This window comes from Symmachiella dynata, from assembly GCF_007747995.1.
In the GTDB taxonomy this organism is placed as follows: domain Bacteria; phylum Planctomycetota; class Planctomycetia; order Planctomycetales; family Planctomycetaceae; genus Symmachiella; species Symmachiella dynata.
In genome coordinates this window covers 1,004,769-1,018,883 of record NZ_CP036276.1, presented here as the reverse complement: position 1 = coordinate 1,018,883, position 14,115 = coordinate 1,004,769, and the positions used below count along the sequence as shown (strand labels likewise).

At 55.5% G+C, this 14,115-nt stretch carries 11 protein-coding genes; 2 read left to right on the top strand and 9 right to left on the bottom strand.

What is annotated here, in order from left to right:
- Positions 1-3: 3 nt before the first annotated feature.
- From Mal52_RS03910 to Mal52_RS03885, 6 genes are all read right to left on the bottom strand, one after another.
- Positions 4-384, bottom strand: coding sequence for a BlaI/MecI/CopY family transcriptional regulator (locus Mal52_RS03910; RefSeq protein ID WP_145374420.1), 381 nt, complete (start codon positions 382-384; stop codon positions 4-6).
- Between the two features lie 127 nt (positions 385-511).
- Positions 512-1,855 carry a hypothetical protein gene (locus Mal52_RS03905; protein ID WP_145374419.1) on the bottom strand — a complete coding sequence of 448 codons (1,344 nt, stop codon included), beginning with the start codon at positions 1,853-1,855 and terminating at the stop codon, positions 512-514.
- Between the two features lie 175 nt (positions 1,856-2,030).
- Complete coding sequence (locus tag Mal52_RS03900; protein ID WP_145374418.1) at positions 2,031-3,365, bottom strand: hypothetical protein; 1,335 nt, start codon at positions 3,363-3,365, stop codon at positions 2,031-2,033.
- Between the two features lie 51 nt (positions 3,366-3,416).
- Complete coding sequence (locus tag Mal52_RS03895; protein WP_145374417.1) at positions 3,417-4,067, bottom strand: hypothetical protein; 651 nt, start codon at positions 4,065-4,067, stop codon at positions 3,417-3,419.
- A gap of 213 nt (positions 4,068-4,280) precedes the next feature.
- Positions 4,281-5,039, bottom strand: a complete 759-nt coding sequence (locus Mal52_RS03890) for a uracil-DNA glycosylase (protein ID WP_145374416.1) — start codon at positions 5,037-5,039, stop codon at positions 4,281-4,283.
- A 51-nt stretch (positions 5,040-5,090) separates the two neighbouring features.
- Positions 5,091-6,395: a HEAT repeat domain-containing protein gene (locus Mal52_RS03885; protein ID WP_145374415.1), complete on the bottom strand. Its 1,305-nt coding sequence runs from the start codon at positions 6,393-6,395 to the stop codon at positions 5,091-5,093.
- A gap of 647 nt (positions 6,396-7,042) precedes the next feature.
- Here Mal52_RS03885 and Mal52_RS03880 point away from each other — a divergent pair.
- Positions 7,043-8,281 carry an outer membrane protein assembly factor BamB family protein gene (locus Mal52_RS03880; protein ID WP_197534644.1) on the top strand — a complete coding sequence of 413 codons (1,239 nt, stop codon included), beginning with the start codon at positions 7,043-7,045 and terminating at the stop codon, positions 8,279-8,281.
- Positions 8,282-8,357: 76 nt separating this feature from the next.
- On the opposite strand, the gene Mal52_RS03875 is transcribed toward Mal52_RS03880, so the two are convergent.
- From Mal52_RS03875 to Mal52_RS03865, 3 genes are all read right to left on the bottom strand, one after another.
- Positions 8,358-9,818: a DUF1501 domain-containing protein gene (locus Mal52_RS03875; RefSeq protein ID WP_145374413.1), complete on the bottom strand. Its 1,461-nt coding sequence runs from the start codon at positions 9,816-9,818 to the stop codon at positions 8,358-8,360.
- A 160-nt stretch (positions 9,819-9,978) separates the two neighbouring features.
- A complete protein-coding gene (locus tag Mal52_RS03870; protein WP_145374412.1) occupies positions 9,979-12,228 on the bottom strand; it encodes a DUF1549 and DUF1553 domain-containing protein in 2,250 nt (749 codons plus the stop codon).
- Between the two features lie 281 nt (positions 12,229-12,509).
- Positions 12,510-13,649 (bottom strand): VWA domain-containing protein, encoded by a 1,140-nt coding sequence (locus Mal52_RS03865; protein ID WP_145374411.1) that lies wholly within the window; start codon positions 13,647-13,649, stop codon positions 12,510-12,512.
- A 129-nt stretch (positions 13,650-13,778) separates the two neighbouring features.
- Between Mal52_RS03865 and Mal52_RS03860 the strand changes: the two genes are divergently transcribed.
- Positions 13,779-14,096 carry a hypothetical protein gene (locus Mal52_RS03860; RefSeq protein WP_145374410.1) on the top strand — a complete coding sequence of 106 codons (318 nt, stop codon included), beginning with the start codon at positions 13,779-13,781 and terminating at the stop codon, positions 14,094-14,096.
- Positions 14,097-14,115: the final 19 nt, after the last annotated feature.

Here is a 14,115-nt window from a genome sequence, read left to right as displayed (position 1 = left end):
CGTCTAGTCCTCCAAGTCGTCAAGGAGTTTTCGGATTTTTGCCATATCGTCCGCGGAGACCTTTTTGAGTTTCAACGCCTGCATCACCAGTTTGTCGGCGGCCCCCCCGAAGGCGCGTTGCATCAGATCGGCAACCAATTGTCGCTGCGTTTGTCCCTGTTTGTGACAGGCCCGGTAGACGTGCGAACGGTTCGATTCGTCGCGAGCCACGAGCGACTTCTCGGTCATGATTTGCATCAACTTCAACACCGTGGTGTAACCGATGTCGCGCGTGCGGCTCAGTTCATCGAGTACATCGCGAACCGTGCAGGGCCCGCGGTCCCACAGGACGCGAAGAATTTCCAGCTCGGCATCGGTGGGCCGCTTTGTCTCGGACTTGGCCATTGTCAACGGGTCTCCGTGGCAGTGCGGTCTGATCGAGCGGCCATTATACGAAGTGGTTCGTACATGTCAACGAAAATCTTCGTAGTTTCATAACACACTCTGGTGTCGACGATCACAAGAGGATTCGCTATTTCGGCAGCACGATGCCCAGATCTGTCGGATCGGGTCCGTCTTCTTTGGACTCACAGTCGCCGCCGTTGTCGATGCGGTCCAAGCCGATGCTGTAGATGATGATCCGCGTCTCTTCTTGACGGTAACGCAGTGGATTCTCGTCGAAGGGATCAATGAGTTCTGTTGAAGACGGCGACGGCGCCCCCAATAATTCTTCGTTTAAGTCGGCGAGTGAGTCGGGAAATTGCTTTTTTTGTAAGCGATATCTGCTCGCAGCTATTCCTGCATTCACGCAGCGTTGCCGCGCCGTTGCAGTCGCCACGAACTGGATTGCGGTTTTAATTCCCGGCGCTAGTTGCAAGGCTGCGGTGTCGAGACGTATTAAATTGGAAGTGCCGCTTCTTCGTTCGTTCAGCTTCTCATTGAACTCGTCTCCTTTTTGAAACATTTCAGTCCAAGATCCGTCGAATGCATCGTCGGTATAATCAAACAGCTCGATCGCTGTTTGCATATTTCGCAGGCGCAACGGACCGAGTCTCATACGACTGAGTTCGGTCAAGTAAAGCGCCCGCTCACCGTGCATGGCATGAGCCATTTCTTCTCGAAAGTTTGCTGCTCGTAAGGACGATTGCAACGCTGCTAAATCGTCGTCGCTCCAATTGCAATGCGGCATCAAATCGATAATGGCCTCGCAACCGTCCGCATGAATTGCGCCCCGCACCAATTGAGAAATCAACAACGGTTCGCCGCGCAGCGTGTCGGAGAGTGTAAAGATTGCCCGTAGATCCTGTAGTGCGCGGGCATCGTCGCCGCGATGCGCGGCGACTTTTGCATCGAGAAGCAGCAGACGTGCGACTTGGCGGATTTCCTGGGTGTACGGCAGAAGCGTTCTGATCCCCTGGGAAAAATCGATGGGAAACTGCGTTTGGCCATTGACACCAACTTCGGCCCGCGCGGCTTGCAGTTCGGGTTCAAAATTGGCGAGTAATTCTTCAACCGCATCCAGCTGTGCCCACTCGGTTCCGGGGGGTGGAATCGGCGTTGGTCCCTCGCCCACGATCGGCAGTTCCATCATAATGTCGACTTGGTCCTGGCTCGTGGCAGTGACCGTATCGATGATGCCCACCCAGACGCCGGTCGTATCAGGGACACCGACAGGAACGTTGTGATAATTAGCCAACTCCACCGCATCGGTCGGCAAGCCCTCAGCTCGCAAATCGGCAAGGTCCGCTTTCAAGCGAGCATGGCTGAAATACCACAGGAACCCGAAAATTGCGAACGTGCCGATCAACAGCACGCCAATCCCGACAATCAGTAACTTGCCGGGCGTCCAAGACGACTTGGGGGATGGTGCTTCCAATGGTCATTCCTCGTGCAGTGATAGCAGGCTCGTCGTGGTTTCGTGGAGTGAAACCGATCCGTAACCATAGAGATGGCTTGAGAACGAGCATTTGTCTACTGCGGTTTCGCGAATCGTTGAAAAATCGCGGGGATAGGCTGTGGGCGTGAAAATTGACTCTCGATGCTACGAAATGTTATTTCGGTAGCACGATGCCAATGTCCTGCGGACTCAAACCGTCCGTGGTTTCCGCACGATCACCACTATCATCCACTGCATCGTCGGCGATGCTATAGATGATGATTCGCATGTCGTCTTGACGGTAGCGCAAGGGTTTGCCATCAAACGGATCGAGGAGTGCGTCGGCCGTTTGCGTTGTTGGTCCCAATAATTGCGGGTCGATATTTTTCAGCGAATCGGGCAATTGGCCGTTCTTGAGCCGATGGCGCTGCAGCGCGAGGGCGACAACAGTACATCGTTGTTGAGCCGTACTGCTTGCAGACGAATTGGCGGCAATGGCAATTCCTGGAACAGCAAGTGATAAAATAATAGGGGCAACGCCGTTGGTGTGGTTTTCTGAATAGGCATCAATTTCAGCCTCTAGGTCGCGTAGACCTGTCAAGATAATTGGCGATGAATTGGATAGGGAGTCAGCGAATCGATTTATTAGTCGTAGTACTTCTAATTTGTTGGCGGTCCGCCAAGGCCCGACAGACGTCTCGGCAATGGCGTCCAGCAGAACCACCCGTTCACCGGCCACACCCCTTGCTAACTCGTCTTTGAATCTGGCGGACTGGACGGCCCATTGGAGAGATGCCAAATCCACATCGCTCCACTCACAAAAGGGCAACAAATTCTCAATAGTTTCGCACCCGCGATTGTGAACCGTATTCCGCGCTATATTTGAAATCAGTACAGGCTCGCCGCGCAGTGCGTCTGAGAGTTTGAAGATCGCCTTGATGTCCTCTAAGGCAGCCGAATCATTGCCCATGTGGGCGTTGACGTGTGCAGAGAGTTGGAGAAGTTCTGCGACGCCTGAAACGTGAACGGTGTGCGGCCGGTCCATTTCCAATCCCTGGGTGAAGTCGATAGGAAATCGAACTTGACCACCGGCAGCCGCTGCTTGGCGAATCGCCGAAAATTCGACGACCAATTCGTCAATCAGCGCGCGGGAGGCGTCTAATTCCAGCCACGGTTGCCCCGGAGGCGGAACCGCCAATTCACTCTCGCCAACGAACGGCAAATTTTCACCGCGTTCGTATACTCCAGCTGCTTGAACACGATCAATAGCTTCGACCCACAAGGCAGTGGGATCGTTGACGCCGTTGGGAACGGAATAGAATTCGGACAGTTCGCTGACGGTTGTGGGCAATCCCTGCGACCGTAACTCCGCCAAATGCGCTGCCAACTCCAAACTCGCCGTAAACCACACGTATCCCGCTACAGCCAACGGCGCGAATAGTATTAGACCAAATACGAAACATAGCCGTTTTCTCAACGTCCAAAACCGCTGAGGAGAATCGGGCATCATTTCGTAATCCGTAACGCTCGGCGAAATGGAATTCTAAACAAGACCGCCGTGCTACGACTCCGCTGGGTCATGTGCCCGCACGCCTAACAGTGGGAGCATTCTGCGGATTTCGTTGGGGCTGAATAGGCCGCTCAGGTTTTGTTCGACGGAGGGGGAGATGTTCCAGCGTGCCAAGGCGTCGAACATCGGTTCGATGTCCTCGTCTTCCAGGCCGTAACGCTGTTTCCATTCCTGGCACTCTTCGGGAGGCATGTCCATGAATTGGCTGATCAGTAGAAAATCGCCTTCGTTGGCGAGATTCAGATGCAGCTTTTGCAACGACTCGGCCAATTCCTGGCCTACATCGATTTGTGCTTCCAACGGGCCGCCGCTGAGCAGCGAGGGGACCAATTCGGGATTGTTTTGCACGATGTAGGACGCCGTCTCGCAGGCGGCGTAGATCACGCTTTCGTCGAGCAGCGAGGCTTCGTACGGTTTTTCGGCGACATGTTTGCTCCAGGTTTCGGCCAAGAGTTCGATTTGCACGTGCGGCGGGACTTCACGGAGGAAGGGAACCTCCGTCAAAAAGCCTTGACTCTCCAGGTCGACGTCGGGGAGTTGTCGCGACAATTCAATGAATTGCAGCGTCGCCACTCCTGACATGCGAAAGGACAAGTAGCTCAGAACAGTCCGCGGCAGTTTTTGTTGATTGATGTGTAACATGCCTACTATCATCCCATAGCCAGGGAAGGACGGTCAAGCAATAAGTGGCCTCTTGAGCAATTTCAAGAAAACCGACAGGTGACCGCCGCATTCCTTTTATCGAAGCGTTGAGGTTTGCCGAAACGGGTGGGATTGGCCAACGAGCAGAGGCGGATCACGCGAGGTGAAACTTTGGAAAAATCGACGCGCACCGATTTGCCAAACCGCCAATCATCAGTTCGCTTCTAACCCCAGTTCAGCCATCAACATCTGCATATCTTTCCACACTTCCTTCTTCATGGGCGGGTTGCGCAAGAGATAGGAAGGATGATAGGTGCAGAGCACCTTGGCGCCTTCATGTTCGTGGAAGGTGCCCCGTAATTTTCCAATCGCCACATCGGTGCCCAACAAATTCTGGGCAGCAACGGCGCCCCAGCAAACAATGTATTCCGGATTGACGATGGCGAGTTGTCCGTCCAGGTATTCGCGGCAGTTTCCAGCCTCAACCGGCGAGGGATTTCGGTTTCCCGGCGGCCGGCATTTGAGAATGTTGCATATATAGATATCCTCCCGCTTTAACTGCGTGGCTTCGATGATCTTGTCCATCAACTGCCCGGCCCGGCCGACAAAGGGGATACCTTGTTCATCCTCATCTGCTCCGGGAGCCTCGCCGATGAACAACACCTGGGCATTGGGGTTACCAACGCCAAACACGGTTTGATTGCGGGTCTCGGCCAACTCCTGGCAGCGCGTGCAACTGGCGACCGTGCTACAGAGTGTGGCGAGTTGTTGTTTTTGATCGCCCTTTTTCGGCGAAGCGGTACGTCGTGGCATAGTCGGTGTGGGCTTTGGCGTGGGCGATACTTGAGGGGTCGATTCCGCCGGAGCGGCGGTGGCCGAAGTAGAGGGCAGTCCCGAGACACCCGCGCGTTGCAGTCCGCGCAATTGCTGAAGCAGTATGCGTTTTAGAGCCTCGTCGCCTACTGCTTGCATGACTGTCCTGCCCGTCGGCCAAGTATTAACAGGTAACGCGGCTCGCACCCGCTACGGCTTGCCCACGTTATTGTTTTTTTCCGCCCACCACAAGCGCCACTTCGGACGGTTGTAGGAAAAATCTTCATCCGTCAAGCTCTTGAGCGCCTCAAGCACGGGTCCGTTTCTTTGCGTCCGTTTGACGATTTGCGTTTTCTGACGCATCTGCGCTCCGGGATCGTTGGGCGGGATTACCACAGCACCGTACGGAAGCTGGCCGGTCATCATCTGTAATTCGACATCGGGGGGAAGACCGGACGTGAGAGGCGCCTGCCCCCCGTTGGCGGCAAAGCCAATTGTGTTGGCGCCGTTGTCGGGCACGACTACGCGATAACGGTGCGTCGTGACCAAGGCATCGATCAACTGTGGGACAACTTGGTCATTGCCCAGCAATGCCAAAGCGGTCGCCGAACGGCAGACAACCAGGTTGAGTTCGCTCTTGAGACCGCGGACCAGCGCTGTAATCGCTGTATTGGTTTGGGTTTCGGGAATTGCGGTGACCGCAACTTCGCGGAGATTTGGCTGGCTATCAAAAATCGCCTGATACAAGAGTGCTTGCAAGGACTCTGCACTCTGCATGCGCCCCAGAATGCTGATGTACAGTTCGCGGAGCGCCGGGTGTGGCGAATCGCGAAAGCGTTTCGACAGCGCTGGGATCGCCAACGTATCCGTGATCGCCGACAATTCCTGAAATGCTTGTTTTTGCTGCTCGGTCCGGTCACTGGTGATCCAAGCGTGCCACAGTTTGACTTTTTTATGCCACTCGCGCTCCCCTTCTTTCTCCAGCTCGTCCTGCTTGATTTGCTCCAGTTCTTGGGGGAAAACATAGCGTCCGCGATACAGGACTTGTCCTTGCGATTTCATATACTCCTCGCGGGACATCCATTCGCCGTCGTACTTCTGATGGCCCAGACTGCGGCGCGCCTGTTCATGTTGCGGATTCAATTCCACGATCCGCTTCAAATGCGTGCGGCGCTGGCGGGTCAGTCGCTGGTTGCGGCACCACTGGGCCAGTTCCCAATGTCCGTCGACCGTGTCGGGCGTATTGCGCCGCTGGGTTTCGTATTCTTCTAGAATCAGCCGCCGCCGCTGGATTGATTCAATCTCCGACTTGGAGACTGTCACCAACGATCCGCTGAGGGTTTTGACGATGACGTCGCGACCTTTGGAACTGGTTGTGCGCGGGTTCTTTTGAATCAAACCGCGGATTTCTCCGCCGTTCTTCAACGTAATCACGTCGGCGCGAGCCATGGCCGTACAGGACAAAAAGACGATGACGACGTTCAGCCAGCCGGTCCAACCATTTCGAGGCTTCATGGTCTCGCTCATCACAACAAGAGTGCTTGAGGGCCGCATTCCATGCGGTGGATGAATTGTCGCGCGGATCCGGACAACCTTGGCTCATCCTGCCATACCGGGGAAGAACTGGCGGTGCGTTGTGTTCGCCACGCACGACCCCGCTTAACCACAAGTTTGGCAATTTCCCTTCAATCGTCAAGTGCGACAGCGGCTCTAAAGCCCTTTCTAGCAGGCAAATCAGGGCAACTTCCGGTTGAGGCGGTTACGGAAAACCTGCGGAATTGACTTGGTGAGTTGGAAATAGCTCGATTGTTGGGCTTACGAAACTTCAAACCGGGAAATTGCGGCCAGAGTGCTATTTTCTCACAGGAAACTCTGGCTTTGGCGACGACAGCATGGCTAGAATAGATGAATTGGATAGTTAACGTAGTCTTCTGGTATCAAGACTGCGGTCCGCTATGGATTTTCGGGATTCCACCGACCTGTTGGATGAATGCCGTAAACACTTCGCCGCTCTCACCGTTAATGACGCTACACTTGTGTTGCCCACCGCGTGGACAAATTTCGTCAAGCAATACAAAACGAACGTATAAATGAAGTGCGTAAAGCACTGAGACCAAGAAATGACGCCGGTAAAAAATCGTCGGCGCTCAGGGAGAAGTCGCATGTCGGAGTTGAGGAAAGTCAGCCTACTCCTGCTGGGGATCTTGATTTGCACATCGCCGGCTATGGCACAATCCGGTTCGCGTGTCGGATCGGGATTGATTCGTCGGCGAATTTTGCAACAGCAGGGACTGACCCGCGCTTGGTGGTCTCAGGCGGTGATGAATTATCGTCGCGACAAATTACAACACCTGACCAACGACGATAAAAACGTTTACGCTCAAAGTTCAAACGGAATCCTCACGACATTCGATGCGGAGTCGGGGCGAAAGAAATGGGCTACGCGGATTGGCAGCGCCGATGCTCCCGGAATGCCGGCCTCCTCGAATGATACCCATGTCTTCGTATGGAGCGCGGCAACGCTGTTCATGCTGGACAAGGAATCAGGCAAGATTGTCGAGCAGTTTGATCTGCCTGGGCAACCCAGTACCAGTGCCCGCGCGGACGAAGAACAAATTTATATCGGGTTCCTCGATGGCAGTTTATATGCCTTCGACATCGAATCGGGCATGGTCAATTGGCGGTACCAGACGAGCAAGCGAATTTTAGTTCCCGCATTGCCGCATTCGCACACAGTGCTATTCGCCAGCACCAACGGTATCCTGTATTCCGTCGATGCTTTGACACGTGATACCGTGTTTCAATTCGAATCGGACAGCCAAATCACGGCACCGATGGCGGTCTTTGAAGATCTCGTGCTGCTGGCATCGGAAGATTACAAGTTGTACGCCCTGAATATCAATAACGGCAGCCAAGGTTGGCGGTCGCCATTCCTATCCGGTGAACGGATCAAGCAGGCACCGGTCGTTATCAAAAACGATGTCTACCTCGTTCCGGAACATCGCGGACTGTATTGCCTGTCTGCCAAAACCGGCGACGAACATTGGTATGTGGAGGGGATTGAAAAACTATTGTCGCTCAGCCCACGGAGGGTCTACGCCGTCGATCGCCTCAACCGGTTGGTCATCCTCAACCGGGATACGGGTGCCAAGGTCGGCGGAGTTCCGCTGGGACCGGCGACAGTCCACATGACGAACGATTTCACCGACCGGATCTATGTCGCCACGTCGTCAGGCACGATTGTCTGTTTGCGGGAAACGCCGCGGGACTTGCCGCACTTCCATAAAAATCCGGAAGAACAACCGTTGATGCCACAATTCGCCCCCGCCAACGCACAAGCGGCCGCCCCGGCAACTGGAGATGCCCCGGCAGCGGATGCGGATGCCAACGCTGCACCTTAAGTAGGGGACAGGCGTGAGGGAACAGGCTTGAGGGGGGGAGCGTTGAACGTCCCCAAGCCTCAAGCCTAATACCTAGCTACGCTAGTAGCTCGCGGACTACGCGGCCTTCGACATCGGTCAACCGCATGTCGCGGCCGCCGTGGAAATAGGTCAGCAACTCGTGATCCAGCCCCAACAGATGCAGGATCGTGGCGTGTAGGTCGTGGACGTGGACTTTGTTTTCCACAGCAGCAAAGCCAAATTCGTCCGTGGCGCCGATCGTTTGTCCCCCTTTGACACCGCCACCGGCCATCCAGGCGCTAAAACCGCGGGGACTGTGATCGCGGCCTTTGCCGTTTTGTGCTGTCGGTGTGCGGCCGAACTCCCCCGTCCAGACGACGAGCGTTTCGTCCAACAAGCCGCGCCGCTTCAGGTCTTGCAACAATCCGGCAACCGGCCGATCGGTGTTGCGGCAATGCTCTTCATGGTTTTTGTTGACGTTGCTGTGCGCGTCCCAGGTTTGTTCGGAATGCCCGCCGCCGGAATAGACCTGCACGAACCGCACGCCGCGTTCCACCAAGCGCCGCGCCATCAAACAGCGTCGCCCGAATTTTTCTGTCTGTCGATCATCCAATCCGTACAGCGACTGCGTGGCTGCTGATTCAGCGGACAGGTCAACCGCTTCGGGGGCGTGTTGTTGCATGCGAAAGGCCAACTCGTAGGAATCAATCCGTGATTGTAGATCCGACTCTCCCGAACGCTGTTGCTGATGCCGTTGATTCAACATTCCGATCAGGTCGAGTTGGTCGCGCTGTCGTTGCTGTGAAAGTCCAATCGAAGAACGCAAATCGACAATCGGCGCACCGGTCGTACGGAACTGCGTCCCTTGATAGGTCGCCGGCATATAGCCGCTACTCCAATTCGGCGGGCCAGTAATCGGTCCCCCGCGATGATCGAGCAACACCACATAACCGGGCAGATTTTGATTCGACGTTCCCAGTCCGTAATTGATCCATGAACCGCAACTGGGATTCCCTTGCCGGACGAAGCCGGTATTCATTTGCAATAAACCACTGCCATGCGCAAAGCTATCGGCATACATCGAACGGATGACGGCAATATCGTCCACGCAATTCGCGACATGTGGAAACAGATCGGAAACCGGGATACCTGATTCCCCTGCGGGGGTGAAGGTTCGCGTACTGCCGAGCAGTTTGCCGGGATTGCGGACTTTGAACAGCGGATCGTTGTCGAGGTTGGGCATCACCTCGCCGTCGCGTTTAACGAGTTCCGGCTTGGGATCCCACAGGTCGACTTGGCTTGGACCGCCATACATGAACAAGAAAATGACCGACTTCGCCCGCGCCGCAAAATGCGGCCGCTTGGCTGCCAACGGAGATGCAACTTTTGCCTCGCCAGCCACAGCGGGCGTATCGAAAAACCCATCAGCGGCCAACATGCCGGTCAGCGCCGTCCCAGCAAACCCACCCCCAGCCTGCCACAGGAATTCCCGTCGCGTGCGTCCACAGGGTGTCAATTTGTCCTGTTGTGAAAACATCAAAGTCCTAACACCATGGCAAGCCGCAACTAAAAAAGATTTAACCACGAAAGACACGAAAAAGAAATGAGATGACTCTCTTCAGTGACCTCTAATTTTTTCTAATTTGTTTTCGTGCATTTCGTGTCTTTCGTGGTTCTGATTTCTTTCAGTAAAACACTCAATCAATATAAACGAACTCGTTCAAATTATAGATCGCCAAACAGAACGCCTGCCAAACTTGTTTGTCTGCTTCGGCGACTGTCATGCCGGGAGTTTCATTGAAGATCAACTGTTGTTGGCGGTCTAAAAAATCGAGAGCGGTGGCGAGTTCTGTTTCATCGGCGTCGCGGGATAAGGCCCATTGATACGCTTGTTGGACGCGGGCTGCGCGGTCTTCGCCTGTCAGTCGCTCGGCGAAATAGGCCGCTTGCCGATTGAGGAATTCGCCGTTGAGCAACGTGAGCGCTTGGGTCGGAATTGTGGAGCGGGATCGTTGTTCACACGAGGCGGTCGTATCGGCCAGGTCGAACAATTCCAGTAGCGGCACCAACATGGAGCGTTTCATGAAAATGTAAATCGCGCGACGCGACGCTTCGGCCTCGTCCGATTTTCCCCACCCCAGTCCCGGTCGAGATTGGCCGGCGAGGACTTCTTCGGCGATCTTGGGATAGACGCTCGGTCCGCCCATCTTGTGATTTAATTTGCCGCTGACCGCTAAGATCGAATCACGCAGCGGTTCCGCCTCCAGCCGCCGCAGCGGAAACCTCCAGAACCATTCATTCTCCGGATCAGCGTCTGCCGCTTCGGTGCGGACCGTGCTGGATTGGGCATAGGTGTTGCTCAACACGATCAGCCTGTGCAGCGACTTGAGGCTCCAACCGTTTTCGCGAAACGTATGCGCCAACCAGTCGAGCAATTCCGGATGCGACGGCGGCAGGCCCATGATGCCGAAATCGTTTTCGCTGCGGACCAACCCCTCACCGAAGTGCCCCTGCCAAATCCGATTTACCGCCACGCGGGCGACCAAGGGGTTTTGGGGAGAGGTCATCCACTTGGCCAGCGCCAAACGCCGCCCCGTCGTTGATCGCGATTTATCAGGAGTCGGTATTTCAACGTTCACATCTCGCAGGACCGCAGGGAAACCTGGTTGAACTTCACCAGCCGGTGTCGTGGGGTCGCCACGACGAAACACGTGTGTGACGGGAATTGCATCAATTGTTTCTCGCCAAATGTAGCCGCGGGGAGGTGAAACCGGTGCGGCTGCTTCAATGGCTTGGATTGCCGATCGAAACGCGTCGCGTTGTCGTTGTTCATCGGGTGTGCGCGACGCACGGATCTCCTTATCCAATTGTCGTTGTGTTTTGCCGACAAGTCTTTTCTGTTGGCTCGTCCGTTTCTTGGAGGTCGTTTGGTGAGCCTGCAGCGCATCGGCGGCGATTTCGGTTTTCCCGACAGCGAAAAATCGTGCGCGGACGTGCTCATCCAGGTCAGAGATTTGGTCTTGGAGAGTTTCCAAGGCGTCCTGATGACGGTCCTCCGCTGCTGCGAATGCGGCGAGTTCTTCGGGTGTTCCGACGAGCACGTCGAGGTCGGCCCGTTTTTTCTGCGGACGTTTGAGCGGTTCGAAGATCGCCAACATGCGGGCGTAGTCGATTTGCGAAATCGGTTCGAACTTGTGATTGTGGCACCGCGCGCAACGCAGGGTCATGCCCAAAAACGTGGAACTGACCGTCCCCAGCACGTCATCAAGTTGGTCATATCGGTCGACCTTGGGATCGGCCGGTTCATCGTCCCAGGTCCCCAGTCGCAAAAACGTGGTGGCGATCAACGTCTCGGCACTCACGTCGCGGACTTCGTCACCGGCGAGTTGTTCGGTGAGGAAACGGTCGAATGGTTTATCGGCGTTGAGCGAATCGATGACATAGTCGCGATACCGCCACGCGCTGGGCTTATCGCCGTCGCGCTCGTAACCATTCGTCTCCGCATACCGCACCACGTCGAGCCAACGCCGGCCCCAACGGATCCCATAACCAGGATCGGCCAACAAACGGTCCACCAGTCGTTCGCGCTTGTCGGCCGCCGCATCGTCAAGAAAGGCTCGCACCTCTTCGGGCGCGGGCGGCAAACCGATCAGGTCAAAATAGACGCGACGGACCCACGTTCGATCATCGGCGGGTGGCGAAGGAGTGAGTCCCTCGTCGCGCAGTTTTTGCAGCACAAACGCATCGATCGGATTGCGAATCCAAGCGTCGTCAATTTCGGGCGGCGCGGGAAGAGTGATCGGTAAAAACGACCAATGCTCGTAATCAACATCGCTCAGTTCGATGCGATACGCATCGAGGTCCGGATTCTCCCCCGTCGGTTCGCCCGCGGTAATTGCTGCCCACGCCGAAATGCACAGCAGCACACCAAGCGCAAGTCCCCACAATCTCGGAAATCCCCGGTCATGTTTCGACGAAGCGCGCAAAATCGAACTCCTGGGAGGGAATGGGGGGTGGGATGACTGTCATCTTCTATTTTGCGGGACGGGTTGGTGGTTGGCAAGCGTAATCGGGATGGTGTGCAATTTCTGGAAGAAGCATCTTCGCCGGGTGCCACTGGCTGCTTGCCAGCCAGTGCGCACGTCGTTCGGTGTTCAGAGGCACGAAAACCGCTCTGTAACACCGCACTGGCGGACGAGCCGCCAGTGGCACCCCGGTTGTGGAATCTTTACCCAACGACGCGGCGTTTTTTGCGGCCGCCGACGAAGCTGTCGATGACCATGTTCCCGAGGTCGTTGGCATCGCAGTAGGCGCTCACGCCGTGGGAGACTTCGGCCATTTGTTCGACGAAGTTGACCAACCCCAGATAGAAATAATCCTCGATCAGGGCAAAGCTGGAGAGGTGGATTCCCTCGTCGGCGCAGCGCCGGACTTCGGCCAAGGTGCGGCGGGCGGTGCTTTGTGCTGGAGGGTAGACGAGCACTATTTCGCGGCCTTCGATGTGCGCGGTCGGTTCGCCGTCGGTGATGGTGATGATCTGTTTGTTTTGCGCGGGTTGGCGGCTGAGGATACGGCGGGCGAATTGCAGGCCGGCTTGAATATTGGTGAAGTGTTCCGGCACGAAGGCGGGGGGATTGTCCAAATCGATCCGCATGCGGACGCGCGAATCAAAAATGCTGACCTGTTTGGGAGCGGCGTAGAGCAATTCTCGTTCGGACAGAGATGTGGCATAGGTATAGAACCCGACGACCTGCAAAAAGTCCCCTTGGTATTTGCCTCGGACAAGTGATTGCAGCGCCATCGCCACGCGTTTGGCTTGGCCGAATTTTCCGTAGCGCATCATGCTGCCCGACATATCGAGCAACACGACCGTGGCGCAGGAGGTTTGATATTCGGTATCGTGGACGACGAAGTCCTCTTCGCCCACATGAATCGGCGAGCCGCCCCCTTGTCGATAGAGGGCGTTCTTGAGTGTTTCATGCATGTTGAGGTTCGACACCGGGTCGCCGTATTCGTACGGCTTGGACTCCTCGTGCACGGTTTGCCCGGCACCGCGAAATTCGGTTTCGTGGCTGCCCAGTTTGTCTTTGCGGGAGATCTCGAACAGGTCTTCCAGGGCTCGCGTCTCGGCGCGCTTGACTCCCTTGCCGGTGACCATGAACTTTCCGTCTTCGTCGCGGTCGATATAACCTTGCTTGAGCAGCAAATCCAGGATTTCGGGATTGTCCTCCTGGAGTTGGTCGAGCATATCGAGCACGTTTTCGCCGTAGTCCATCATATAATTGCTGAGCTGATCGAAAATACTATCAGCGGACTGCGGCGTGAATTGTTGGGTGCCGTCCCAGCGGCTGTATTCAAACTCGGGCATAACGCATCGGCTCCCTGAAAAATAGCTACGTCAATGGTAGACACCGTAGCGACCGCTGGCAATCCGCCGATTATGATATACTCGGCCAGGTCGTCTCCTATTTCGCATGCGCTGGCCGGAATCAGGCATATGGAAGAAATCGATTTCAGTGGACATTTGACCGGCGGGAGCAATAGCTCCCCCTATGAGGTGACTGGAAAATATCTTCCCACCCAGAAGGGGACCATTGTCTATTGGGAAGGGGCTTTTCGGTTGGACCCTATCGCGTACCCGGGCGAAATGGGCGAATGGGTAGACAACTACCAAACCATGCTCGATCTTGCTGAGTATACTTTACACGTCAACGAGCAGGCTCATTTGATCGAAATCACAGATGTAGAACACGATGGTGCAGGAAACTGGCAATATCGTTTCACCTCCGCGCCACACTCCAGAACCTCAAACTAGGACACTGACCCGCGGCCGT